Annotated in this window: 26 protein-coding genes and 2 pseudogenes; 9 read left to right on the top strand and 19 right to left on the bottom strand. The window is 35.7% G+C overall.

The features are described 5' to 3' along the window. The first annotated feature begins 101 nt into the window (after positions 1–101). On the top strand, positions 102–821 hold the full coding sequence (locus H033_RS20055) for a Crp/Fnr family transcriptional regulator (RefSeq protein WP_051227951.1): 720 nt from the start codon (positions 102–104) through the stop codon (positions 819–821). Between the two features lie 808 nt (positions 822–1,629). Here H033_RS20055 and H033_RS21835 read toward each other — a convergent pair. The 4 genes and pseudogenes from H033_RS21835 to H033_RS22295 all read right to left on the bottom strand — a co-directional run bounded on the left by H033_RS21835 (position 1,630) and on the right by H033_RS22295 (position 2,870). Then, positions 1,630–1,779, bottom strand: a complete 150-nt coding sequence (locus H033_RS21835; RefSeq protein WP_196809434.1) for an SDR family oxidoreductase — start codon at positions 1,777–1,779, stop codon at positions 1,630–1,632. Positions 1,780–1,794: 15 nt separating this feature from the next. Continuing rightward, positions 1,795–1,938, bottom strand: a complete 144-nt coding sequence (locus tag H033_RS21830) for a hypothetical protein (protein WP_196809433.1) — start codon at positions 1,936–1,938, stop codon at positions 1,795–1,797. 321 nt (positions 1,939–2,259) lie between these two features. After that, a pseudogene (locus H033_RS22495) lies at positions 2,260–2,496 on the bottom strand (L-histidine N(alpha)-methyltransferase); the annotation flags it as partial. Between the two features lie 11 nt (positions 2,497–2,507). Beyond that, positions 2,508–2,870, bottom strand: coding sequence for an L-histidine N(alpha)-methyltransferase (locus H033_RS22295; RefSeq protein WP_410503525.1), 363 nt, complete (start codon positions 2,868–2,870; stop codon positions 2,508–2,510). Positions 2,871–2,983: 113 nt separating this feature from the next. On the opposite strand from H033_RS22295, the gene H033_RS0110910 reads away from it, so the two are divergent. The 8 genes from H033_RS0110910 (at position 2,984) to H033_RS0110875 (ending at position 9,279) form a co-directional block, all read left to right on the top strand. After that, on the top strand, positions 2,984–3,463 hold the full coding sequence (locus H033_RS0110910; protein ID WP_026838356.1) for a hypothetical protein: 480 nt from the start codon (positions 2,984–2,986) through the stop codon (positions 3,461–3,463). An 84-nt stretch (positions 3,464–3,547) separates the two neighbouring features. Then, the gene (locus tag H033_RS0110905) at positions 3,548–3,916 is read left to right on the top strand and encodes a hypothetical protein (RefSeq protein ID WP_155827794.1); all 369 of its coding nucleotides are present in this window, start codon (positions 3,548–3,550) and stop codon (positions 3,914–3,916) included. A gap of 331 nt (positions 3,917–4,247) precedes the next feature. Next, entirely contained in the window at positions 4,248–5,348 is a 1,101-nt protein-coding gene (locus H033_RS21000) for a DUF2652 domain-containing protein (RefSeq protein WP_051227883.1), read from the top strand. 163 nt (positions 5,349–5,511) lie between these two features. Continuing rightward, a complete protein-coding gene (locus tag H033_RS0110895) occupies positions 5,512–6,243 on the top strand; it encodes a flavodoxin family protein (RefSeq protein ID WP_026838354.1) in 732 nt (243 codons plus the stop codon). 31 nt (positions 6,244–6,274) lie between these two features. Next, positions 6,275–6,658 (top strand): DoxX family protein, encoded by a 384-nt coding sequence (locus H033_RS0110890; protein ID WP_026838353.1) that lies wholly within the window; start codon positions 6,275–6,277, stop codon positions 6,656–6,658. A gap of 28 nt (positions 6,659–6,686) precedes the next feature. After that, positions 6,687–8,432 carry a thiamine pyrophosphate-dependent enzyme gene (locus tag H033_RS0110885; RefSeq protein ID WP_026838352.1) on the top strand — a complete coding sequence of 582 codons (1,746 nt, stop codon included), beginning with the start codon at positions 6,687–6,689 and terminating at the stop codon, positions 8,430–8,432. Positions 8,433–8,492: 60 nt separating this feature from the next. Beyond that, positions 8,493–8,660 (top strand): hypothetical protein, encoded by a 168-nt coding sequence (locus H033_RS21595; RefSeq protein ID WP_155827792.1) that lies wholly within the window; start codon positions 8,493–8,495, stop codon positions 8,658–8,660. A gap of 31 nt (positions 8,661–8,691) precedes the next feature. Next, complete coding sequence (locus H033_RS0110875; RefSeq protein ID WP_026838351.1) at positions 8,692–9,279, top strand: thioredoxin family protein; 588 nt, start codon at positions 8,692–8,694, stop codon at positions 9,277–9,279. An 896-nt stretch (positions 9,280–10,175) separates the two neighbouring features. Here H033_RS0110875 and H033_RS0110865 read toward each other — a convergent pair. The 15 genes and pseudogenes from H033_RS0110865 to H033_RS0110785 all read right to left on the bottom strand — a co-directional run bounded on the left by H033_RS0110865 (position 10,176) and on the right by H033_RS0110785 (position 24,364). Next, complete coding sequence (locus H033_RS0110865; protein WP_026838350.1) at positions 10,176–11,282, bottom strand: NADH:flavin oxidoreductase; 1,107 nt, start codon at positions 11,280–11,282, stop codon at positions 10,176–10,178. A gap of 128 nt (positions 11,283–11,410) precedes the next feature. Further along, a complete protein-coding gene (locus H033_RS0110860; protein WP_026838349.1) occupies positions 11,411–12,343 on the bottom strand; it encodes a DUF3179 domain-containing protein in 933 nt (310 codons plus the stop codon). A 101-nt stretch (positions 12,344–12,444) separates the two neighbouring features. Next, on the bottom strand, positions 12,445–13,026 hold the full coding sequence (locus H033_RS0110855) for a carboxymuconolactone decarboxylase family protein (RefSeq protein ID WP_034886189.1): 582 nt from the start codon (positions 13,024–13,026) through the stop codon (positions 12,445–12,447). 212 nt (positions 13,027–13,238) lie between these two features. After that, positions 13,239–13,958 carry a cysteine hydrolase gene (locus tag H033_RS0110850; protein ID WP_026838347.1) on the bottom strand — a complete coding sequence of 240 codons (720 nt, stop codon included), beginning with the start codon at positions 13,956–13,958 and terminating at the stop codon, positions 13,239–13,241. A 931-nt stretch (positions 13,959–14,889) separates the two neighbouring features. Further along, positions 14,890–15,588, bottom strand: a complete 699-nt coding sequence (locus tag H033_RS0110840) for a hypothetical protein (RefSeq protein ID WP_155827790.1) — start codon at positions 15,586–15,588, stop codon at positions 14,890–14,892. A gap of 74 nt (positions 15,589–15,662) precedes the next feature. Then, positions 15,663–16,450, bottom strand: a pseudogene (locus H033_RS20030) (nucleotidyl transferase AbiEii/AbiGii toxin family protein). Beyond that, a complete protein-coding gene (locus H033_RS0110830) occupies positions 16,447–17,238 on the bottom strand; it encodes a type IV toxin-antitoxin system AbiEi family antitoxin (protein ID WP_026838345.1) in 792 nt (263 codons plus the stop codon). Before H033_RS0110830 ends, H033_RS20030 begins: the two are co-directional and overlap by 4 nt. A 333-nt stretch (positions 17,239–17,571) precedes the next feature. Next, a complete protein-coding gene (locus H033_RS21590) occupies positions 17,572–17,742 on the bottom strand; it encodes a hypothetical protein (protein ID WP_155827788.1) in 171 nt (56 codons plus the stop codon). 31 nt (positions 17,743–17,773) lie between these two features. Next, on the bottom strand, positions 17,774–19,237 hold the full coding sequence (locus H033_RS0110820; RefSeq protein ID WP_026838344.1) for a potassium/proton antiporter: 1,464 nt from the start codon (positions 19,235–19,237) through the stop codon (positions 17,774–17,776). A gap of 19 nt (positions 19,238–19,256) precedes the next feature. After that, positions 19,257–20,252 (bottom strand): D-cysteine desulfhydrase family protein, encoded by a 996-nt coding sequence (locus H033_RS0110815; RefSeq protein ID WP_026838343.1) that lies wholly within the window; start codon positions 20,250–20,252, stop codon positions 19,257–19,259. Between the two features lie 171 nt (positions 20,253–20,423). Continuing rightward, entirely contained in the window at positions 20,424–21,179 is a 756-nt protein-coding gene (locus H033_RS0110810; protein ID WP_026838342.1) for a DJ-1/PfpI family protein, read from the bottom strand. A 227-nt stretch (positions 21,180–21,406) separates the two neighbouring features. Continuing rightward, complete coding sequence (locus H033_RS20995; RefSeq protein ID WP_026838341.1) at positions 21,407–21,859, bottom strand: hypothetical protein; 453 nt, start codon at positions 21,857–21,859, stop codon at positions 21,407–21,409. Between the two features lie 768 nt (positions 21,860–22,627). Then, entirely contained in the window at positions 22,628–23,527 is a 900-nt protein-coding gene (locus tag H033_RS0110795) for a hypothetical protein (protein WP_026838339.1), read from the bottom strand. Then, positions 23,527–23,985 (bottom strand): DUF2141 domain-containing protein, encoded by a 459-nt coding sequence (locus tag H033_RS0110790; protein ID WP_026838338.1) that lies wholly within the window; start codon positions 23,983–23,985, stop codon positions 23,527–23,529. Before H033_RS0110790 ends, H033_RS0110795 begins: the two co-directional genes overlap by 1 nt. Continuing rightward, the gene (locus H033_RS0110785; RefSeq protein WP_026838337.1) at positions 23,969–24,364 is read right to left on the bottom strand and encodes a hypothetical protein; all 396 of its coding nucleotides are present in this window, start codon (positions 24,362–24,364) and stop codon (positions 23,969–23,971) included. The genes H033_RS0110790 and H033_RS0110785 overlap by 17 nt, the downstream gene beginning before the upstream one ends. Positions 24,365–24,396: the final 32 nt, after the last annotated feature.

The following is a 24,396-nucleotide window of genomic DNA, read 5'->3' as shown; positions in this document are numbered from 1 at the left end:
GAGGAACTAATTTTTTTATAAAAACTTTAAGAATCAATCTTAAACTTTAGTGGTAATTTCTTCCAAATATAATTAAACTGAAAAAGGAAAAATTCATGGTAATGAGCGAAGCAGACAAAATATGGTATCTGGAGAATTTTAATTTTTTCTCTGAATTAAATTTAGAGGAAAGGACCTTTATATGTCAAAACACTGTTATGAATTCAGTAGAAAAAGGAGAAGCCTTATACTTTCAGAATGGTCCTGCCAAAAGCGTATATTTCTTGAAGGAAGGTAGAATGAAAATATCCAGGTTTAATGATTCAGGAAATGAATTTTTAGTTGCTTTGCTTGGGCCTGGTGAAATATTTGGAGAGTCTTCAATTACAGGAGAGAAAACAAGAAAAGATGCAGCTGTTGCAGAGGAAAAGTCTCTTTATTGTATTATGAAGGAAAAAAATATGAAACAGCTCCTCCTAAGGTCTCCTACCCTTAACTTCAAATTCACCCAAATGATCGAAACCAGAAGAGAGAAAACTGAAAAACGTATGGAAGATCTTGTCTTAAAAAATAATACTGAAAGGATCGTGGATTTTCTGATTGATTTAGCAGCAAAGCATGGTGAAGGCAAAACTGGTGTCATTACTATACCCTACTCCTTTACTCATGGAAAGATAGCCCAGCTCACCTCCACAAACAGGCAAGAAGTTTCCAGCCTTTTTAGTGGATTTAAAAAGAAAAAAATCATTGAATACAACCGGAAGCACATCAGGATCCTAAGAGTTCAGGATTTGCAGGTACCTAGACTGATTAAAGCAAAAGAAAGATCTTCAATAGTTTAAAGAAGATTGCCCAACGCCTGTATTACCTCGGGATGCGGTATCAAGGATTTTATCGGTAATATGGCTTCTTTGGCATCTTTTTCATTTAAATCAATGCCAATGTTTTTTGGCGAACATTACACGCGTAGAAGAACCAATTTCTTCGAAATTTTCATAGCGTGGTTATCGGTGGTAACCACCAAAGCGTACTGAATCATAGTAGTAAACAATAAGGTTACCAAATCTTCATCTACACTTATCCATAGATTTTGATTTTAGAATTACCGTGCCTGTGGAATGAGCAGAAATCCTGCTAAATCTAATAGTTCGGCGTTTTTATAAAATTCCTTCTGAAATTTGCCTTTGCTATTAATTTACTGATCTTTTCTCAGTGTGTTTTTGATAATTCTTTACTTTTTTTGTCTAAATCTAAAAATGCTCCGATAAAAGAAGCGTGGACAAATGATTGAGGAAAATTTCTGAGCATTTCGTCCCTTTCCACATTTCCCTCCCCAGCAAAAAAAACAAGGGCATTACTACCAATAAGACGCTCGTATTCACATCTAACTGAAGCAGGGGCCTTTACATGTCTCCTTATAGCTCCTTAATCTCGAATTGCTACTTCCATTCTATGCTCCCTGTCCTGAGTTCTAGCTTAAGCCACCAGTTACTGTATGCGATGAACCTGTACAATAGTCAGAATCCGGAGAGAAGCGAGAAACAGACAATCTTGGCAATTTCTTCCGGCTGGGCAGCTCTTTTCATAGGAATACTCCGTACTTGCATTCCCTTATTTCTTTATTGTCTTATGCCTCCTGTTTGAAAGGATTTAACACCATCCGGGTGCAATACTATTGACGTTAATTTGATCCTCAGCCAGTTCTAATGCCAGGGAACGGGTAAGAGTAATTTGCGCTCCTTTTGTACAGTCATAATCTGCCGCTGGCACGTGGTACCCTTTGGTAAATAGATGTGACATAATGATCCTTCCTTTTCAGATTTTTTCCGGTCTATGCTGAATAAATCTTCTTGAGCAGAAAAAGTAGCCATCTACATTTGTAACGAAAGCTTTATGCCAGCGCTCTGTAGATAACTCCGCTATTTTGGTTCCTGAAGCATCGATACATGCATTATTCATAAGATGAAGATCTCTACAAATTTCTCAAGTGCATTATCAAAAGCTTTTTCAACTTGGTCCTCTTTACTCATATCCAGTTGAAGACTATTTCCTACTGCCCGGCTTCCCGGACTTTTTCCAAAGTTTTTTTGGCTCCATCTTTGTCTTCAAGATATGTAACAATGATATTAGCTCCATTTTATGCAAATTCAATGGCAGTTGACTGCCCTATTCCTGAATCTGATCCTGTAATAAATGCTGCTTTTCCCGTCAATTTCATTTTTCCTGTCTTATTAATTAATATTTATTTGTTTTTTCTCCACACCGAGTCTGTAAAATAATTCAATCGTCAAAAAGGTTTTGTAGCTGTTCAAAACCTGTGGTTGCTGCCAGTCCTGCTATTTCTATTAGGCTGTACTTTCGGGAAATCTCTGTGTGAATAGATTCTCGATTTCTAAAATGAGCCTGCATATTAAGAGCTGGAATCCTCGCCACTTGCTCTATCCGGCTTACCAGTGAACTTGTAGCTTCACTTGTTTCCCAATTGGATGCTGGTACAAGTTCAGAGCTTGATGTGTCAAAATTTGCTCCTACTCCCTATTAATCCTGTGGAGTAGATTATAGTTGAATGCACGGATATTTCCACTTTGGTCGTTATAACTAGCGAGAATAGTTCCGGGATCTTTTTTATGATTAAATCCAAACAATAAAATATCTCCAGGATGCATAGTTTTGTGAATATCACGAAGAAATTTAACTGTTTCTAAATAGGAAAAATTTCCAATACTGGCTCTCAGGAAAAGGATAACTTTTTTCCTGTGTGTATGCAATGATTCTAGAGTCAGAATATACTCTGCAGATAAACCGGCAACTTTAAGTTCAGGAATTTTCTTCACAAAATGTACAGTAAGACTTTCAAAAAATCCTCGTTTGTCAAAATTATGACAGAATATGAATTCGTTAATTTTTAACTTTATAGTTAGATAAAAAAATAAAAATATTATTAAGTATAAGAGCTTATTGTATTTTATTCAATAAATTTAAAATTAACCTTAATTAAAAAGACATGGTAATTATAGACTTTAAAGCAGCCACATGGGCCGGTTTAATAACTGCAGTTGTATTTATGATGCTCGAAATGATAATGGTACCACTATTTCTGGGTGGATCTCCCTGGGGTCCTCCTCGCATGATAGCGGCCATACTTTTAGGCGGAGAAGTCTTACCTCCTCCGGCCACCTTTGACTTTGGGATTTTTATGGCGGCACTTGCTGTGCATCTGCCAATTTCTGTGCTTTTTGCTATAGTTACCGCTTTAATAATTAAGAAAATGTCTTTTGTAATGGCATTGGTAGTAGGTGCTGTTCTGGGACTTTTGTTGTATGTAATAGGTTTTTATTTGATGACAGATATCTGGCCATGGTTTGCAAAGGCCCGAAATTGGGTTACTATATTTGCTCATTTGGTTTTTGGACTTGTAGCTGCTTGGGCTTATATGAAATTGAGGATTGTAAATGCTGAAGATAGACCAGCCACAACAACCTAGATTCCAAAAATAAAATCCAGGGCTCTGGGGCATTTCAATAGTCATCATACCTCAATTTTGCTGCCGCTGAAGGAAACCAAACTTTTGGAAAAAATTGGAGTGGATATAATCGTGCTGGATTCCGTATGCTGTGGTTTGGCTGGATCCTTTGGTTTTGAAAAAGACCATCATCAGGTTGCTATGAAAGAAGGGGAAAGAGTGCTGCTTCCCGCAGTTAGAAAAGAAGACAAGGACACCATAATTCTTACCAATGGTTTTAATGTTCATCTGGCAGAATTGATGCTTACGGCTATTACAGGGGACGACTTGAATAAACAGAACCCGGAAGAACATTACAGACATAATTATGTAGAAGAAACTACTGAAAGTAATTTAATCGCCTCCATTTTAATAGCTGCAAGATCAGTTCTTGTAATTGGACTTGCCGCCCTTTGGATAAGAAAAGATAAGTAATATTAATTTTAAGTAGTATCCGATAAAAATATTTAAAAGAGGGGTTTCCCTTGATGGATTTCCCGCTTTTAAATATTTTTTTAGCAAATAGCACTACACATATCTAAAAGATTAGAATTCTTGCGTCGACTTATATAAAAAGGAACAATTCTCAGCTAATTGGCAACCTTAACCTGAATAATTCTCTAAAAAAGGTCACTTTGGATCGAACATAATCTTGGTGATGACCCATCAAGCAATTGCAATTAAACTGAAAATTGATTATCTTGAAATGTTCTAAAACTTTCTGAATTAAATTCTCTTTAAAAACAATTAATAGTTTCTAAAATATATGGATCACGACTATTCCCCTTCTGCAAAACAAGCATTTTATTTTATTCCGGATATCAGCGGATTTTCAGGTTTTGTTGAAAATACAGCTATTGAGCATAGCATCCATATAATTTCTGAATTGCTGGAAATTTTATTAGATAATAATATCCTTAATTTTAAACTAGCCGAGATAGAAGGGGATGCCTTATTTATGTATTCTGTAAAAGACTTAAAATATAACCAGATAGAGGAACAGACATCCCGAATGCTTAATGCATTCAGACATCATTTACAAAAATATGAAACTCAACGTATATGTAACTGCGGAGCCTGTGCAACAGCAATTGACTTAAAAATTAAATTTCTTGTTCATTTCGGAAGGTTGGATTTTATACGCGTGAAAAATATAAAAAAGCCTTATGGAAAGGATGTGAATAGAATTCACCGTCTTTTAAAAAACGATGTGCCTCTTAATGAGTATCTTTTACTTTCTAATCCAGCCTTTTATCATTTCAATTTAAATGCTGAAACTTCGGGGTTTATAAAATTAGAAAACAGTTCTTATGATATCAAAATTCTTCCTTATTACTATAAAGACTTAAAATCTTATAAACTTGAAATTCCCCGAGAGAAGCTTGAAAATTCAAAAATTGAATTAAAAGAAAAAGCAGATTTCACCATTGAGAGAAAATTAGCGGTACCTATAGAGGCCCTACATAATTTAATTCGTGATTTTAGGTATCGCAAATTGTGGGACGAATCACTTACCGATATAAAATTTGACGGGGCAAAGGTTAATCGTTTAGGCTCCCGGCATACGTGTATAATTGGTAATCTAAAAATGAATTTTAAGACTATAGAAAACAGGCAATATAAAGCGGAACAAGCTTATGGAGAAAGCACAGAGAACCTGCCAATGACTAAAGCTTATAAGTTTTATATTTTATTAGATGCAGTTGATTTAAATACAACTAATGTTCGCGTGGTCAATATTATAAAATTGACCTGGCTTGGATGGTTAATGAAGAAACCCATTTTCAGAAAGATAAAGAAAAATTGGGGCGAAAAATTAAAAAATCTGGAAGAATTGGGTCAAAAATTCCAAAGTAATTCAACTTAACCTTAAAATAATCAAAAATGAGTAATTATTTAGTTATTAATCCGACTTAAAAAGAGAATTTTAACCAATCAATTATGAAATGAGCATAACGCGAATAAGATACAAACACCGATGAAACTATGCGAATTGCATATGACTATCAAAAAACAATAAATTTCTACATATGAAAAATAAATTTACCGGATTAAAAGCGGTCTACGTAAACTGCACTTTAAAAAAATCCCCTTCTAAAAGTCACACTCGAGATTTAATCAATGTATCAATCGAAATCATGAAATCTGAAGGCGTAGATGTAGAAGTATTACGTTTTGTCGATTTCGATGTGCCTGTGGGCGTACAGCCCGATATGACTAAAGAAGGGTACGATAAAGATGAGTGGCCCGCGATTTATGAGAAAATAATGGCCGCCGATATTCTTGTAGTGGGAACTCCTATTTGGTTGGGAGAACGTTCTTCTGTCGCTTCAAAATTAATAGAACGTCTATATGCCATGAGCAGTTTCCAGAATGATAAAGGACAATATGTTTATTATGGTAAGGCCGGGGGTTGCATTATTACCGGGAATGAAGATGGTGTAAAACATTGTTCCATGGGAATTCTATATGCGCTTCAGCATTTGGGATACAGCATTCCGCCGCAAGCCGATGCTGGTTGGATTGGGAAAGTAGGCCCTGGGCCTAGTTATGGGGATACCGAATGGAATGGAGAAAAGAAAAATCCACCTGTAGGCTATGATTCAGAATTTACAAACCGGAATACGACGTTTATGACCTATAACTTGTTACACTTGGCTAAAATGTTAAAAGATAGCGGAGGTTATCCAGCTTATGGAAATTCCAGGAAAAAATGGGATGATGGTACCCGCTGGAATTTTGAAAATCCTGAATATAGATAGAAATTTATAAATCCAATCAAAATTTCAAATCATGCTTTTAGAAATTGATCAATATACCGATTATGCCCTACTCTTTCTTAGAATAATTATAGCGATTATCTTATTTTCTAGCGGAAAAAGTCATGCTACCCACCCTAAAGAACGTGGTGAAAGTATGGGCATGTCCAAATCCATGGCGTTTTTACTGGGAACTGTTGAAATGATTGCCGCTATTTCCATGGTTTTGGGGATTTTTACTCAGATAGGCGCAGGCCTTATTATCGCCTCTATGCTTGGTGCAATCTATATGAAAATAGGCATCTGGAAAACTGGGTTTTATGCTGAAAAAGGCTTTGGATGGCACTATGACCTCTTAATCCTATTAGGCGCTTTAGTGATTTTTACCACCGCTGGAGGTGCTTTAGTAATCCTTTAAAACTTAATCTTTTTTAAATAATATTTATATGGCTAAAAATGTATCTGAACAATTATTGGACATTCTGGTAAGTGTTGGCGTAAAACACGTATACGGAGTTACGGGTGATGCCCTTAACTTCTTTGTAAAAGCGATTGAAGAACGTGAAGATGTGGACTGGATAGGAATGAAGCATGAAGGGAATGCCTCTTATGCAGCCTTTGGTGAAAGTCAGACATCCGGAAAATTGGGTGTTTGTGCCGGAACGGTGGGGCCAGGAGCCCTTCATTTAATCAATGGACTTTATAATGCCAAGAAAGAACGGACCCCGGTAATTGCGATTACCGGTCAGGTAGACCAAAGACAACAAGGCACCAGCTTTTTTCAGGAAGTGGATTTAAAAAAGGTGTTTGATGATATTTGTGATTATCAGGCCATTATTAAAACACCTGAACAAGCCCCTATGGTTATTCAACGAGCCATTAAGATTGCTTTGGCCAATAATTCGGTTTGCAGGATAGAATTACCGGCAAATGTGGCAGAAATGAAAGCTGAAAATCAACAATTTATACATCCTATAAAAAAATATGCCTCACGTCTGGTACCCCTGGAAGAAACAGTGATAGAGGCCGCATCACTTTTAAATAAGGCAAAAACAGTAGGTATTTTAGCAGGGGATGGTTGCCGTGAAAGTCGTGATGCCGTACTGGAGCTATCTAAAAAACTGAAAGCACCTATAACCCATAGCCTTCGTGCCAGCGATATTTTTGACCATGATACAGAGAATGTGGTTGGGCTTACCGGACTCATAGGAAATCCCTCGGGTTATAATGCGGTGATGAAGTGTGATTTGCTGCTAATGTTGGGAACCGATTTTCCCTATATCGACTTTCTGCCACATGATACTAAAACTATTCAGGTAGATATAAGACAGGAAAATATTGGAAATAGGACAGCTGTAAACTTAGGGGTTTGGAGCGATATCTCCTCTTTCTTAGAAATGCTTCTTCCCAAAGTACATGCAAAAGATGATTCAGATTTTATTGAAAAATTGAAACAAAGTTTTAACGATTGGAGAAAAAACATGAAAGAACAGGCTTCTCCAGAACGTGATAATGAACCTTTACATCCGCAAATCTTTGCAGGTTTTGTGAACAAACATGCAGCCAATGATGCTATTTTCACGGTAGAAACTGGAACTTCTGCAATTTGGGCCGCTCACCATATTTCTTTTCATAGCCAAAGACGCTTAATTGGTTCTTTTAACCATGGTTCTATGGCAGTAGGCTTGCCAGCGGCCATTGGGGCGCAATTTGCCCATCCCAGTCGGGAAGTCTGGTGCCTAAGCGGAGATGGAGCTTTCAACATGGCAATGCAGGATTTTATAACAGCCGTTAAATACAACCTACCTGTAAAAGTGCTCATCTTTAATAATTCTGAACTTAGTTTTGTAAAACTGGAAATGGAACAGGTAGGATTGGCTCCAAGCCTGGATGCCTTACATCAGAGCAATGTTAATTTTGCTGAATACGCCAGGCTATGTGGTGGGGATGGCGTGAGGGTAGAACATGCCCAGGACATTGAAGCAGCTATTGTTCAGGCAAGAAATAGTAAAAAAGCATTTATTATAGACGCCGTGGTTAGTAGCGGTGCTCTATCCTTACCTCCTCATATAGGCTTTAAAGAAGCAATAGGTTTTGGAACCTCGAAATTAAGGGAGGCAGGACAGGTGATAAGTGGTGATAAAAACCAGTGGGAAAATTTGAAAAAGGAACTGCAATCCTATTTTGATTAATTGAACTTAGACTATGGATTATAGATTTCTTGATATAATAAGGGTTATTTTTCATTAAAAATGCCTACAGGTAAGGGTCTTGGTTGGGAAAATGCTATTTTTTGGAATCTTATTCCCGCTGCCATAAGAAGCATTTTAGGAGGTATCTTTCTGGTTGCTTTACCGTTTTGGTATGTCCTTAGTCCTTCAGAAAAAAATAAAATTAAAGAAAAAAGTGTCTCAGAATGAACAATAAGAAATACAAAAATTTGAAAAAAGTATGAATTTAAATAAAACCATTTTTAATTATGTAAGTTTTTTTAATTGGATGGAAAGTCTGTCAGAAATGGGTAAAACCTCTGGAGATAATCAAACCCAGGCCCTTGCCGATTTTACCACATTAAATTTGCGTAGAATGTCCAGGTTAAATAAAACCCTAAAACTTGATGATGAATTGATAGAAGCCTTAAATACCATTACCAAGCCACAGACATGGCTTGTAATTACTGAAGCATGGTGTGGAGATAGCGCGCAATCTTTACCGATAATAGGAAAGATGGCTAATTATTCAGAAAAAATTACACTATCTGTAGTATTGAGAGATGAAAACCCAGAATTAATGGAACAATATCTTACCAACGGGAGTAAATCTATTCCAAAACTTATAGTTTTTGATAATAGGGATCAGGAACTATTTACCTGGGGTCCCAGGCCTATACCTGCACAACAATTATTTATAAATTGGAAGAATAATCCACAAGGGAGAAATTGGGAAGATTTTGAAAAAGAATTGCATACCTGGTATGCAAGGGATAAATCAAAGGCAATGCAACAGGAATTTATTCAATTACTTAGTAAATTTGAGTAAAATAAAAATAATTCAGTCCAACGAGTGCGAGGGGCGCCTCAAAGAAATTTACACCCAGCTGGAGCAGCAGCGTGGGCAAATTTCAGGAGTCCATAAAATACAGAGCTTGAGGCCGGAAAGTATTGTAAAGCATATGGAGCTTTATATGGAGATCATGTTCAGTAAATCTGAACTTTCCAGTCTCCATATTTAATATATAATTGTTGGATGGTCAAACTCCAGGTTTGAAGTGGGCTGTTCAATTTCTATTCAATGTTCTTTGTGGCCATATACACCAGTTTTAACAATACCATGTCATTAGTGAATCCTCCTTTGGTCTTGGTCACCTTTCGCAATTGTCGATGGAAGTCCTGTATGGCATTGGCGGTCGCCGCACTCTTTGCTATATTTAGCGGCATGATATCTACTAGTAGGTTGCTTTTTGGAATGGCAAGTTTTGGCGAACTTCCAAGTTTATGGCAATTCCTAAAAGTATCCTAGAGCGCAACTATTATGGGTGATGGCTGCCGTAGCAGGCTTTTTTTATTGAGCGATATTAAAATTGTGGCAGGAATATTACCACAGGGAGCATTACTTGTTTTTTATCGCTGTAAATATTGCATTTATTGTACTTCGGTTTAAAGCAACCGAAGTACAAAGACCTTTTATGATTCCCTTATCTATTTGCAAATTCTTTCAGTTGTGGCTTCTGGTTTCTATTTAAACCCTGTTGGTTGAATTGTCTCATATGACAGCCAGTGAATCCCTCTTTAATAATAGAAGAAGAGATAGTAGGTATCTTCTTCTAGATCCTTTTAAACTAAATCTTATTCTTTTAAAGCGCATTTAGTTTAAAGACTTATATTAAAAAAGCTAAATCTAGTGAGAAATCTTTTTCTGTTTTCCTGTTTCTACTATTAAAGCTCAAAGTCCTTTATTTTGGCATCAGGATTAAAAAATTTCTCAGGATTAAACTCGTCCATTTTATTACCATTCCCAGCTTTTAGCGGCCATTCTTTATTGGCTAAAGCAGCTTTTCCTAACGCTACTACGTCAATTTCATTATTTGTTATAACCTGCTTGGCCAGTTCCGGAGTGTTGATGTTTCCATTTGCGAAGACAGGTAAATTTGTCCATTTTTTTGCCAGCCAGGCAAGAGAAGGTCCCTTTTCATCAAAGGCTGGTGCATCTGCATGATATTCAGTGACGTGCAAAAAATCTATCCCAGAGGTACTAAGCTGTTTAAAAATGATCTCAGCATCTTTTTCATCACCTGCCCATTTGTGGGTATAATCATTTACTTTAGCCTGAGAAATACGGATTCCTATTGGAAAATCTTTTCCCAATTTTTCCCGAACAGCCTGACACACTTCAACAAGAAGTCGAACTCTGTTCTCTATGCTTCCTCCGTACTCATCCTCTCGTTTGTTGTTATAATCAGTTAGAAACTGGTCCAGCAAATATCCGTTTGCCCCGTGAATTTCAACACCGTCAAAACCGGCCTCACGTGCATTAACGGCCGCGTTAATAAATCCATTTTTAACCTGTTCAATATCTTCTTTACTCATTTCTTCAGGAATGGGATATGCTCCTTCTCCTCCGTAAAAGCCGAGCTGTTCTCCCTTTGGAGTTAAACTGGAAGGGGCTATGGTCTTTTTGGAATAAATATTTCCCTGAGAAAGAGCTCCAGCATGCATAAGCTGGCAGAACATTTTGGCTCCTTCCTTATGAACTGCATCTGTGATGAGGCGCCAGCCGTTTACATGCTTCTGGTTAGCGATTCCCGGCTGATTTAAATACCCCTGACTGAATGCTTCATCGGGATAAGTACCTTCAGAAATCAATAGGCTAAAACCTCCTTTAGCATATCGCCTGTAATATGAGAGCATCCTCTCCGAAGGCACTCCATTTTCTTCAGCAGAAGTACGGGTCATAGGAGCCAGGGCTATTCTGTTTTTTAGCTCTACGCCATTAATATTTAATTCTGAAAATAATATAGGGTGATTTTTCTTTGTCTCTTTCATATTCGTTTTATCTGTTATTCTTTTCTTCAGGTGCAATTGCTATTTTGACTGTATATTCAATAGGCATCTTAAGATTCTTCTAAAATTTAATACGCTTTTAAAATTGCTTTACTTATACCGCAATCCCTCTAATCAGCAACTTCAAAAACCTCCATTTCAGGATGAAAGGCATACCAGGCAAACCAGAAATTCGTAACCGCCGGAACCGGCTTTCCTTCAGCATCTAAAATTTCTGCACTTTTAGCTTCGGGATTATATATAATCCTGAATTTTTTTCCCTGAAAATTATCATTTAGAGTATTCCCCTTTATCTTCTCTAGTTCTGAAAAGGGATATGATTTATATTTTCCATTCACCTCAAGACCGATCACGGTTTCCTTGGGGTGAAACCGATCATCCTTTTCGCTTACCGAAAAGTAGATATCCGAAGAAGATTCGTATCCCGGATAAGGATCGACATCATAATTCCTTTTATATCCGGTATTTTCTGATAACACCAGCGTTCCCGGATTTTTATTTTTCCATTCCTTCCAGGTGGTGTTGGAAGTATTAAGAATCTCCAATTGTTCTCCTGCCAATGGCCCTGCTACTGCTTCATATCGCAATTGTGACCATAAAGATTCGGTTTCTCTGTCGTAAAGCAATACATCACTGTTGTATAACAATCCTGATACACCAAAGGTTTTAGGCTCTCCTCTCACCGTGGCATCAAAGGCTATTCCACTACCACATAAAGGACAATAGGTGACTACCACTGGCTTATCTCCAAAATTGTCGTTGACGATTTCATGATAATTCATAATCTTTATAGGGTAAGCCTTTGCAATTCCATTTTCTTTGACTCCCAGGACGCGATCAGAATCATTCAATGTAGTTTTATCACCGCCTATGAATTTCGGCTTGTCTATAGAAGGAATGCCGTCTTTTGGAGGCCCACCGTCTTTTATTTCACCTGCGGGAATTGAGCTGTTGCTAAGATCAAAACCTTTCATTGTTTGAGAGTGAATGCTAAAAGCAGTCAGGAATGCAATGCTGCTTAATAAAACAAGACTTTTTAACATAAATACTTTTCTCTATAATTATGCTGGGAAATGCCAAAATAATTTTCTGAATATCAATGAATTATATAAAAAAAGGGAAGCTAAAAACTTCCCTTTTTCTTTTAATGTTCAGCTTTTTCCAGTTTACTTCCTGCAAAAGCTTCGTCAACTTCAGTATGGAAAATATGATTGGAATAATTGCTTATGGTTTTTACTGCCTGCGCCAGGATAATGGCCAGAATTTGTTTCTCAGAATATCCAGCATCCAGGAATTTTTTGGCTTGGTTTGGTGTTGGGTTCCCCCTACTTTCGTTCATTACTTTAGTAAACTCGTGCAAAGCGTTTAATTTATCATCTTCTATTTCTTTTCCCTGTCTAATGGCTTCAATAACATCTTTTGGAGTTTTTGAAATATTTTCAGCTAGATAGCTATGGGCAGCGGTGCAATACTCGCAGGAATTTTCAATACTAATAGTTAGCAAAACCACTTCTTGCTCTGCAGGCGTAAATCCACTGTCTTTTCTAAATTGATGATAGCCGGTATCATAAGTATTTTGCAAGGCCGGTAAATTTACCATGTTCTTATACATGTTAGGGATCATTCCGTTGGCCTTTTTAGCGCTTTCAAGGATCTCTTTTTGTTGCTCATTGGCATCTTCTAATTCCACCGGATTTAAACCGATTTTGTAAGTGTTGTTTGACATGATGTGATTTTTATTATTATCTAATTTTAGACGTATTCTTAAGGTCTGGATTACCGTTTTTAACAAAGGTTTGGCATAATTCCCTTTGGAGCCGAGTTTATAGCAAACTGCAGATTTTATAGTTTCAGCCTTATTTGCGGAAAAAGAAGCAAATTTTCAACTCCAATGATCATATGCAATTCACCCCTGTGTAAAGACGAAATTCCTGTTGATCAGGAAAGTCTTGCAGATTTTAAGGCTTCCTCAAATTCTTCCGTGGTAAATACATGGCTTGTGATCATCCTTAGGTTCATTAAAGCCCCCTGGAAAGTATCCAGTCCCGGTAATTTGGCGCTCGCACTAGCATCTGCAATCACACCTACTTCAAATCCTTCTTCAAGTAGATTCCGGGTATGGGATTCTACACATAAGTTTGTAGACATTCCGGCCATAAGCACTTTTTCTATCCTATATTTTCTAAGTTGGAGGCTAAGGTCTGTATTCTTTGGGCTGTACAATTTATGCGGATTGCAAAGTATTATATTTTCTCCTTCAAGGTATTGTTTGAATTCCTCGAGAAAATCGGCTCCGGAGCCTTCAAATCCTTCCATATCCAACCGCCCCTTGCGTTTATACATCTCTTTGGAATGCATGAACTTCTCAAGAGCACCACCAAATTTCCATTCCTTATCTGTCGGAAAAAAATAATGGGGTGATATGAAGATCTTCATTCCTTTTTCCCTGGCCAGCTTAAAAACAGTAGACATGTTCTCTATAGTATTATTCTCTTTAACACTCTCTTTTACAATAGGCCAGGCCACACCGTCTTCCCGCAGGAAATCATTCTGTGGATCGGTTATTACTATAGCGGTATTTTTATCAATTTCAAATCCGGGATCCGGGATCCCAGCTTCCTTTGCGGCACTAATTACTTTCCAATCTGTACTTTTCATAATTTTCTTTTTTGATTATAATTCGTTTTCAAATTATTCTAAATATAAGAATCACAGGAGGAAAAAACTGTCTTAAAATTGACAAACTGCAGAACTTTAATGATCATGTACGTTTAAAGAATGCTTCCTTAATAAAATGAGATTTATAAAAAAAAGAGAATTATCTGGACCTTGAGAAAATATCTGGGTTAAAGAGAAACAGGATGCTCGGACAAATGATAATGCCCGTGGACGGCCTGAACGAAGATATAACTACAACTTATGTTGAGCTCACTCAACATCAAAAATCCTTTTGATTTCGATTATATCCCGTCGGAAGGAGAAAACCTTGAAGTACGACAGGATTATGTTTATTCCCAGATAAAAGGTTTTCCAGAACTGTATTAAATGATTACTTATCTTTTATATTTCGGAAAGGAAAATGGGCGGAAGAAGTATATGATGTCTTTAGCGATAAGACCAAAAAAATTAAAAAAGGAATTCTGGAAATTAAGGTCAAATTAATTTTTGATTAATGTAAATTCCTATTTCACCTCCTTTAAAACGTTTTTTATGTGAAAATAATGTTAAATAGCCGAAGTTATAAATCTTTTTTAATAATTTTATTTTTTAGATTCTGTCTTTCCAGGATCCATCTACCCCCCCATTATATAAAACATTAATATCAAGTTTCACTTCGTGATTTGGTATTAATGTTTTTCTTTTTTCCATAAAATTCAAATATTTACCTATTTTTTGAGAGCACGGTATTAGGTTCAGACATTAATTGCTGTTCTTTTTTCGAATCCTTTTCTTCTACAATCTTTCTGTATTTACGTTTTAGGGAATTGATTTTTACACTTTCTTGGATGAAAGTCCTAATATATCAACTCAGAAAACTTATGAATCTAGTGAATAGAAATAACATAATTGGTTTTGAGAATTAATTAGTTCATTCATACTTTTTCCAGAATACGGTCAACTGTCTTGGTAAACGCAAGTAGCCTAGTCTTGTGACGCATCCCGAGCCATCGGGATTGACGGCTTTGTTGTTTTTTATTGATGTCAATAACACAGTATTACTTAGATCACTAAAATTGCGAATATGCATCGTGGCAATAATTAATTTTGCATAATCATTGTATTTTTCAATTATATAAAGAATGTTTTTTTGACTTCCTTTCATAGAATTAAATTCTTCTAGGATAATTGGATTATCTTCAATTAATGGTCTTATTCTATTGAGCCCATTCTCTCTGGCATTCAATCCACCAAAATCAGTTGATTTGATTTCTGAATCATCTTTTGATGTGAAAAAGAGAACACCATCTACCAATTGATAAACTTTGATTCTACCATTAATAATTCTTTTCAAAAACCATTTGTCATATATTGTTGCTATAAAGCAGTCACCATCTACGCCATCAATAGATCTAATTATTTTTACTTCACTAGGATTGATCAAATCATTATTCCCCTTTTCATCCTTAATTTTATATCTAATTTCTGATGTGTTTAAGTAATTTATGGCTCTTGTTATCTTTCCATAAATGGTGTCGTTCCTATTTGTGACTATATATTCTTTTTCCTGAGCTATAGTTGTTGTGATAATTAAGAAAAAGAGTGCTGTAAAAATTTTTAGTGATCTCAATAATATTTCTTTTTTGTGAATATTTTTTTTGCCAACTTGAGGCCACAAGCTAATATGGTTATTTCCAATTGAACCTACATCTTTTCTATAAGCGTTTCTTTTAGCCAGTTAAAAGCTGCTTCCTGGTCATAGTGAATTTCAGGACGCAAAAGACCTTCCATATCTCCTGTAAAACTTGGATCTTGTTCTTTGGCCTCTATATTCAGAAGAAATTCCTTTTGTGACGGAGCTTTCCCAACTGAGAATTTCATATACGCATGGAAGCACTTTACAATTTCATCTATGTCCAGTTCTATATTCCTTCTGGAATAATCAAGATCAAAGAGATCTCTCCCCTTACTACGTTGATATAATGCCCTAAGCTTAGTGCCCAAAAGTTCATTGATACTATAGGTGGTAATAGCTGTTTTTCCGCTGAACCATGGATTATTAATCTCAAAAGGAAATTCTACCCAGTCAAGCACATTAAAATGTTCCTTACAGTTAATTTCCAGTTTAAGACGCCGAGGTTCCTCTTCATATTCTGAAGTAAAACGATATAAAGCCTTTGCTCCGTGTCCCCTTACCTGGGTGCGCCTATCTTCTTCAAAAAAGTGATGACCTCCCCTATCCGCTTCATAATAGGTTTAATAGGGCCTTCTTTAATTTGTACCAGATCTATATCTTCGGAATACCTTGGAGCAGGATGTAGATATAATTTATGTAAAGCCGTACCACCTCTAAAAGCCAGGTTTTCACGAAGGAAATCGTCAGAAAAAATTTCTACCAGGGTCCTGCTAATAATTAAATCCTGTTCAACCTGTGCGAATTCTTTCCATGGCGCAGTTTTCTGCCATTGAGCTAAATAAGGTTTTGGAATCATAAATCACTTTCTGATTGTAGGTTAACATCTACTTTCCATTTGTTATCCACTGCTCCAGGCCTTTGTTTAGTGCTAGGCTGCAAAAGTACGGGATGATATTTGTTTCTGTTCAGCTTTTCAAAAATGAGATCACCTAATATGTTTTCTGGCTCTACTTCCGATATTAAATATCCCAAACGCTGCAAAGTGGCTTTGTGGTCATGCCAGTCAAGTAATTCCTCAAAGTCATTTTGGGTAATTTCTTCCAATAATTCCTCTACACTGGAAAGCATTCGGTTTAAGCCACCCAACTTATTCTGATAACGCACAAGATCTGCGAGAGTGAGTGCCGGACTAGAAATATAATAAATCCCGGCATCTGATTTTTTGGAAATAATATTACTTTTAGGCCAAACCGAGCTTGTTAAAAATCGAATGTCGATTGCGGATTTTTGAATATCCAATAACTTAGGCGCCTGAGTCATTACATAATCCCGCTGTGACTGCTGATGGCTGGCGCCATATACTTTGGCAGCGCTATAAAATCCTAAGTAATAATTACGGCCTAAATAATCAAACAGTTTATGTATATAAAGGTTAATGGGCAACTTACCAAAACTGGAATATCTGGGAGTGAGAATTAAATAGAATCCCTGACGGAGATTTATTACTTCGTTCTTTTCAATTAAACGGTCAAGTTCTCTTACAAGCGCAGTTTTTCCTTTTCCGGTTTGGTTTAAAAGTTCATTGAGTGAAAAGGAATATTCCTCTACACCTAATAGCTTGTGAATATATTCGGATACTGACATTTTAGTATTTATTCGATAAATATACCTAAAAATGGTATATAACTAAAATAAATACTATAATTTAGATTAAATATAGAACTTTTAATTCAATTGGTTCGCTGTATTGTCTGGAACTCTTTCATTTTCATACATATTTGTTTAGAACTATGTAGCCCTTATTCAAGACGAGTCACTATTACTAATAGCGGTCTTAATTAATGGAAGTATCGTGGAGTTGGGACGTATTATTGTCGGATTTGTTTTGTTTTATTACTTGATCTCTAAAATATCACTTTTCATTGGACTGCCCACTATTTGCTGGTGAACGATGTTAGGTTTTAGTTTGCAATGTATTTAACTGCTTGAGAATACATTTTTTTTATAATCATGTCCAACATTTTTTATAGAATCAATTTCCCAATTATAAACCCATGATTTCTCATTAGTTAATTCGCTAGCTTCTTTATAAAAATTTGACCCTCTTTCCAATCTATATCCTCCTTGTTTGATAGCAAGTTCTTTCACGAAACGTAACTGAACTTGGATCTATTAAATTTTATGGGTTTTTAAGTGCTTTGTGTACTTCATCAAAAATTTCAGGTCTGTCAGCAAGAACAATTAGTGTGTCTTTTGATTCTATTTTTGTTAAACCGTTTGGAATTATATAGCTATCATCTCTCTTTATCATTGCTATTATAGCATTCTTTGGAAAACCCAATTCTACAATTTTCTTATCTACTGCAAAGCAGTCTGAAGTTATTAAAAGTTCTTTCATTTCCGCTTTGGGATTTTCTGCTAATAGCAAATCAGTTGCGGTCATTTTCTTTGCTTTTTCTGGTAATCCTACATTCAACCATTTTGCAACAATGGAAAGTGTAGTACCCTGGATTAATATGGATGTAACTGAAATGAAAAACACAATGTTAAAAATCATGTTTGCCTTATCAATTCCTGCCAAAAGCGGATAAGTAGCAAAAACAATAGGAACAGCACCTCGCAAGCCAACCCAAGAAATATAAAATCTTCTTCTCAATTTCATCTTGAAAAACATCAGACTGAGAAATACGGCTATTGGCCGTGCAATCAATATCAGGAACAATGAAATGAGTAATCCAATACCTAAATATGGAACGATTTGAGAAGGAAAAACAAGTAGGCCTAAAGTGAGGAACAGAACAATTTGCATTAACCAGGCCAAACCATCAAACATTCTCAAAATGGTTTTTTTGTGTATCAGGTCTTGGTTGCCTAAGTAAACCGCACAAATGTAAATTGCAAGAAACCCGTTACCACCAAAAAAATCGGAGGCAGAAAATGTAATAAACATCAAAGCGATAACTAAAACAGGGTAAAGCCCTTCAAAGTCAAGTTTGATTTTATTAATAATGAATTTACTAAGCATGCCGAAGGAAATACCTGCAATGCCACCCAATATCATTTGTTGTAAAAACATAGGGATTATGGAGATAAAACTTTGGTCTTGATGGATTACCAAAGTTAAAAATGCAATAGTCAGCACATACGCCATTGGATCATTACTTCCGCTTTCCAACTCTAAAGTAGGTCTTAGGTTAGTTTTTAATGCAAGGCTTTTTGAGCGAAGAATTGAAAATACCGCTGCTGCATCTGTTGAAGATACTATCGAACCTAATAACAGACTCTCATAAATGGTAAAGTCAGTAACAAGCCATACAAATGTACCAAGGGAAATTGCTGTTAATAAAACACCTAATGTAGATAATGCTATTCCTTCCCAAAGAATGGGTTTCACGGTTGTCCAATTGGTATCAAGTCCTCCCGAAAACAAAATAAAGTTAAGAGATACTATGCCAATAAACTGAGCAAGTTTTGGATCATCAAAACGGATACCTCCAATTCCATCAGAGCCCGCCAACATCCCAATCGCTAAAAAGAGCAATAACGTAGGAACGCCAAATTTATAAGAAGTTTTACCGGCAAAAATACTTATAAGAAGTAAAATAGAGCCAATCAATAAAATATTTTCAATCGTTAAGTTCATTCTTTTTTGCTCTCATATTTCACCTCGCAAAGGTATTATTTTTTAGTTCAGCTGAATATTTAAAAATAGCCGGGAATCCACCTGTATGCCAAAACAATACATTAGAATTAGCAGGGATTCTTTTTTCTTTCAGGAAATCTAACATTCCATAAAAAGCTCTTCCTGTATAAACAGGGTCTAATAGAATACCTTCATTTTTTGCTAATTCATGTATGGCACTAATTTCATTGTTAGTGACCACACCATAGCCATCTTTATCATAATCTCTATTTAAATGAATATCTGTAAGTTGAATGTTTTTGTTGATATTTAATTTTTGTATTCCCTCTCTAACTATATTAAAAACAACTTCTTCGAGAGACAGACCATTTGTTTCAGCTTTATCAATACTTATTGGAATCAACTCTGAATTTAATTCATAGATTTCTTTTCCAAGGCTAAGACCTGCTTGCATACCACCAGAACTAGAAGCGAAAAAAATATAATCAATTTTTAATTTTTGTTCAATCAATTGCTCCTTTAGTTCCTTAACAGCATTAACGAACCCCAAAGCGCCAGTAAAATTTGAACCTCCATATGGGATTACAAAACATTTGTCACCTTCATTTTCAAGCTTATTTTTTATTATTTCGCTGTCCTCTCCTTTTCGGTTCTTACCCGTAAAATGTATGTTAGCTCCTAGAATTGAAGAAAGCAATAAGTTTCCATCATAAACTTCTGGTTTTTCGCCTCCTAAAAGTAAATGACATTTAAGTCCGGCTATAGAGCAAGCTGCTGCAGTTTGTCTACAATGATTAGATTGTTGTGCTCCGGCTGTAATAATTGTATCGCAACCTTCATCAAGAGCTTGTTTAATAAGATATTCTAATTTTCTAGTTTTATTTCCACCAGAGGCTAGTCCAGTATTATCATCTCTTTTAATGAAAATAGTATAACCAGGATATTTTTTTGATAATTTTCTTAATTCTTGAAGTGGAGTAGGAAAAAAACCTAAATTAAATTTATTGTTAATCATATTGTCATCCTATGTTTGTAAATAGTCTTGATTAATATATGGAGCTATGAGTAGCCACACGTCACGATTGCCATCGGTATTACCGGCTTAGGTATTTATTACTTAGTCTCTAAAATATCACTTTTCGCTCGACCATCCACTATTTGCTATTACCAATGTCGACCACAATTCTCACTCTTTCCAATTTTGAAGTCGGTCAAGATATAAGTAGCTTTCTACAAATTTTCTATGTTCTTTACTAGTCATTTTTTCTAATAGATTTAAAGCAGAAATATAACTGGTTAAATTTCCGTTTGAAGAACTAAATTTTCCGTCTTCTACAAAAGTTACCAAACTATCATCTTGAACTTTTAAATTCGGATAATCTTTTTGAAGCTGTTCGCCTCCACCAATCCAAGTAACGATTTTCCTTCCATCTGCAATTCCAGATGCTCCAATCAATTGTGCCCCGGCACAATTACTTACGGTATATTTAGTCTCCTTGTTTTTCTCTCTAATAAAATTCACGATTTTATCATTGTGGACTTGTGCATACATATCATATGCACTTGGAACGAAAAGAGCTTCCAATTTCGGGCAATTCTCAAACGTATAATCTGGAACGAATTTCATTCCTTCTTCTGTAGTAATTGGATTGTCAGTTTCAGCTATCGTTATTACGTTAAACAGTTGTTTTCCATCTTCGGTTGGTTTTGCAAAAACATCGGAGGTTGCAATAACTTCGGATTGTAGGACTCCGTTATACATTAAAAGTCCTATTGTTGGTAAATCCTTTCTAAAAGGTTTTATGTGTTTTGTCAGCGTATCAGATTGCTTCTCAGCTTGATTTATGTTCTCAACTTTGGGATTGGTTTTAGATTTGTCAGAACTGCAGCTCATCAAAATAGTTGCAAAAATCATTGTGGTTATAATTCTAAATTTTGTCATTATCTCGGTTTTTCTTGTATTGTGGGCATCTGTCTTGGCTAACTCCTGTAGCGTGGAATAGCGACACGTCCCATTAGTCATCGGGATTGTCGGCTTAGTTGTTTTTTAATTGATATTTAAATTATCACTTTTCACTCAATTGTCCACAATTTTCTAAAATGCGTTATTGACAATAGTGTTTTGTTTTACATTTGAAGCAGATGGTTTTCTTCCTGCATCTATCAATATTATATTTTCAGCTTTTCCAAATTAAGTTCCTTTAAAGTTTTTTGTACTTTATTATATTCGGTTGCATCAAAGTAGAGAATGGCTTTAATTGATTTTTTAGTATTACTTGCCTTTTCATATACCTCTACTTGTTTGGCTAAATTTTGTTTTAATTTGGAATTAGATGCTAATTTAAATTCAATTAAAGTTTTATCTTTTGAACCCCGTGAAACGGCATAGTCAACAGGGCCTCTACCATTGTTTACCTCTCTATTTACATCTAGATCTGATGCAAACCAAGTTAATCTGTAGATTAGCTGTAAATCTTCTTCTCTTTTAATTGGTTGATGATCTACATAAAACAACCTATAACCATCGTTATCTTCAATGAAAGATTTTAAAAATAACAGTCTTTTTAATGAACCTTCATATGAACTTTCTGGATCAATTGTGTAAAAATCAGAATCCACCATTAATCGTTCAACAAATTTACTTAGTTGATGAATAAATACGGTTTCAACTTGATCTACTTTTTGCTTGGAAATATTCTTCGCTCCGACTTTGTTTTCTTCTTTTTCTTTACGTAGTATTTAATTATTTCGGGGAATTGTTTTATCGTGTTATGAACAGCAAGTGAAATTTCCTTTTGGGAATTATTTTTATTTCTATGTGGCTTTGGTAATGATTTTTTGAAATAATTGAAAATTTCGTGGCGTAATTGGTCGTTAGGAATACTACCGCATATTCTATCAAAATTTCCTCTCAAATCATTACTGTTAATCCAGTTATCATCCTTTGTCAATAAGTCTCTAACTTAATAATATATTTTTAAAACAGCACCTGTACCTTTGTTTTTTCACAGAAAACTTCTGTCTGCACAAAGTTAACTGAGTTGAACCTTCGATTTCCCAACTTTGAAAACGATCATATGTAGAAATAGTAGCCCTGTTTTCTGAATTCTGTCGGCTTATAACTAGGAAAGAAAGTTCAAAAATAATAGGAAACCGAACTCAGGAGGCTTCAGGTCGCTTAGTAATTCTTCCAAAATTTTTAAAAGAAATTTTTGCTCCCCCCTCCGGCAAGGCAGGGAATAGGGCCTACAGGCGCGAAGTCATGAAATCCCATATGCGACGAAGTTAGACCTCACAGCGGGAGAAGAGTTTGCCTCAACTGGCGTAATGTGATCCAATAAAAGGAAATTCAGAGCGCCACACCAGCTCGGTTAATCCTTAGGTTAAGAATTAAAATCTCAGGATTTCAGTCATTATTCCAAAACGAATAACACTTATTTGATGATGAAAATAGATGTTGTAATAATCCATTCCGTGATAAAATTGAACAAACAGGCCAATATCCTCGAGGAATTTTGGATGATAATAAAATCTCAAACTTGCGGTAAGCCTGTTTAAATTAAAAGTTTCCCAGTTATTTACGTTGTCTATCATCCAACTGGTTTCAGCCTTTACAGATAAATTGGCTTTGTTGTTCCCATTAGAATTACTATTTATAGGAAGTTTATATGCCAAAAAAGTGTTATGCCAGCGCAATCCGCTGTATTTCCCCTGCATTTCATCGAGCATCCAGGATTTTGGATGGAACTCAATAGAGCTTTTAAAAAACCTGAAAGCATTATGTTTGGTGTTATAATATGATTTGATAAAGCCCAGTTCAGCGTAATTAGTGGCAAAATTTCCATATCTCAAATTGATCTCTCCACTTTCATCATAGAAATCTCCATCCTGCCCATTGGAGTGATGCGCTATTTTCCCAAATAGGCTTAGTTTATTTATGGATCGTTCGCTTCCTGTTAAAAAATAAAGTGTGATATTTGGCATATAGCTGGGTGTTCTTACCGGATAGGAGAATTCATCATACATTCTCACGATGATTTGCGGGGTAAGTACTGCCATTAATCTTGAATCTTTCCGCTCGCGAATTTTAAAACCAGGGCTTACATTTGCTTCAAAAATAAGTGGTTCTATATTTCCAAGGTCGGCGGGAAAAGTAACATAACTATCACCCTGATTAACCAGTGCAATTTGATCTAAGCTAAGATTTGATTTAGTATCTGCGACTGTCTGTGCATAAGCAAGGTTTGAAGGAATACCGATAAAAAACAATATGAAGCTAAACTTTTTCATCACAAATAAATAATATTGACCAGTTTTGTTAAACTGGAATCTACCCGAAAACTTGCTTTAGAAAAGTTAGGACGATTAAATAACCCGATGGATTCATAATTTGAAATACCAACACCTTCATTGGGCAAGGGAACAAGGAATTTCTTATCTATTATTCCATTTTCATTTTCATCGTGCAAAATAGAAACAGCATACTTCCCGGCCGGCAAGTCATTAAAAGTTAGTGTTGATCTATTTTTGCTGATTTCCGCAATCCCTTTTCTAAAATATTTTTCATATTTTTCATCGGGAAAGGAACCGTCCTTGTTATATATGGCATATTGTACCACTCCCTTTGAATTTCTTAAATTCTCAACCTTAATGGTCAGGGAGTAGTTTGCTTCCTGATCAGGATACGTAAACGAGAATAGCCCGATTAGCAGAGAAAGCATCATGAATTTTTTAATTATTTTTTTCATTTTTAATGAATTTTAGATATGCAATTAATACAAAAGCGAGCGTTACAATAATTCTGAAAATCATTGCACCAATAGTTTTTGTCTCATATAATCCTCCGGAATTAATATGAATAAACAAACCCACAAGCGCCATAATTAAGATCAAAGCCGAAAGACTTAAAATATTGAAGGTCACTTTTTTTTGTTTCAGAAAGCCATAAGCTGCAAATAGATATAGTAAACTGCTTATAAAATTTGCCCAGACCACAAATAAAACATAGTTACCTTCTTTCTCCCGAATCCCAAACCAGTCAAATATTATCGAGGTGCTCAAAAACAAGGTTAGTAAGGCAAATGCTATTAACAGGACTACCGGAAAATATCTGAATATTTTTTTCATTTTTTTAGATGTTATAAAGTGGGATACATTTA

The sequence above is a fragment of the Gillisia sp. JM1 genome (assembly GCF_000424645.1).
Classification (GTDB): Bacteria; Bacteroidota; Bacteroidia; order Flavobacteriales; family Flavobacteriaceae; genus Gillisia.
The sequence above is the reverse complement of the archived record's forward strand: the minus strand, read 5'-3'. Positions and strand labels throughout refer to the sequence as shown.

What these genes read in the sequence shown, in the direction of transcription:
- H033_RS21595 (WP_155827792.1), top strand. Translation starts at nt 8,493, where the DNA reads ATGCCTACAGGTAAGGGTCTTGGTTGGGAAAATGCTATTTTTTGGAAT.
- H033_RS21000 (WP_051227883.1), top strand. Translation starts at nt 4,248, where the DNA reads ATGGATCACGACTATTCCCCTTCTGCAAAACAAGCATTTTATTTTATT.
- H033_RS0110910 (WP_026838356.1), top strand. Translation starts at nt 2,984, where the DNA reads ATGGTAATTATAGACTTTAAAGCAGCCACATGGGCCGGTTTAATAACT.
- H033_RS20055 (WP_051227951.1), top strand. Translation starts at nt 102, where the DNA reads ATGAGCGAAGCAGACAAAATATGGTATCTGGAGAATTTTAATTTTTTC.
- H033_RS0110795 (WP_026838339.1), bottom strand. Translation starts at nt 23,527, where the DNA reads ATGAAAAAGTTTAGCTTCATATTGTTTTTTATCGGTATTCCTTCAAAC.
- H033_RS0110890 (WP_026838353.1), top strand. Translation starts at nt 6,275, where the DNA reads ATGCTTTTAGAAATTGATCAATATACCGATTATGCCCTACTCTTTCTT.
- H033_RS21830 (WP_196809433.1), bottom strand. Translation starts at nt 1,938, where the DNA reads ATGAATAATGCATGTATCGATGCTTCAGGAACCAAAATAGCGGAGTTA.
- H033_RS0110815 (WP_026838343.1), bottom strand. Translation starts at nt 20,252, where the DNA reads ATGATTAACAATAAATTTAATTTAGGTTTTTTTCCTACTCCACTTCAA.
- H033_RS0110785 (WP_026838337.1), bottom strand. Translation starts at nt 24,364, where the DNA reads ATGAAAAAAATATTCAGATATTTTCCGGTAGTCCTGTTAATAGCATTT.
- H033_RS0110855 (WP_034886189.1), bottom strand. Translation starts at nt 13,026, where the DNA reads ATGTCAAACAACACTTACAAAATCGGTTTAAATCCGGTGGAATTAGAA.
- H033_RS20995 (WP_026838341.1), bottom strand. Translation starts at nt 21,859, where the DNA reads ATGGTGGATTCTGATTTTTACACAATTGATCCAGAAAGTTCATATGAA.
- H033_RS0110860 (WP_026838349.1), bottom strand. Translation starts at nt 12,343, where the DNA reads ATGTTAAAAAGTCTTGTTTTATTAAGCAGCATTGCATTCCTGACTGCT.
- H033_RS0110875 (WP_026838351.1), top strand. Translation starts at nt 8,692, where the DNA reads ATGAATTTAAATAAAACCATTTTTAATTATGTAAGTTTTTTTAATTGG.
- H033_RS0110885 (WP_026838352.1), top strand. Translation starts at nt 6,687, where the DNA reads ATGGCTAAAAATGTATCTGAACAATTATTGGACATTCTGGTAAGTGTT.
- H033_RS0110820 (WP_026838344.1), bottom strand. Translation starts at nt 19,237, where the DNA reads ATGAACTTAACGATTGAAAATATTTTATTGATTGGCTCTATTTTACTT.
- H033_RS21835 (WP_196809434.1), bottom strand. Translation starts at nt 1,779, where the DNA reads ATGTCACATCTATTTACCAAAGGGTACCACGTGCCAGCGGCAGATTAT.
- H033_RS0110810 (WP_026838342.1), bottom strand. Translation starts at nt 21,179, where the DNA reads ATGACAAAATTTAGAATTATAACCACAATGATTTTTGCAACTATTTTG.
- H033_RS0110790 (WP_026838338.1), bottom strand. Translation starts at nt 23,985, where the DNA reads ATGAAAAAAATAATTAAAAAATTCATGATGCTTTCTCTGCTAATCGGG.
- H033_RS0110850 (WP_026838347.1), bottom strand. Translation starts at nt 13,958, where the DNA reads ATGAAAAGTACAGATTGGAAAGTAATTAGTGCCGCAAAGGAAGCTGGG.
- H033_RS0110895 (WP_026838354.1), top strand. Translation starts at nt 5,512, where the DNA reads ATGAAAAATAAATTTACCGGATTAAAAGCGGTCTACGTAAACTGCACT.
- H033_RS0110830 (WP_026838345.1), bottom strand. Translation starts at nt 17,238, where the DNA reads ATGTCAGTATCCGAATATATTCACAAGCTATTAGGTGTAGAGGAATAT.
- H033_RS0110865 (WP_026838350.1), bottom strand. Translation starts at nt 11,282, where the DNA reads ATGAAAGAGACAAAGAAAAATCACCCTATATTATTTTCAGAATTAAAT.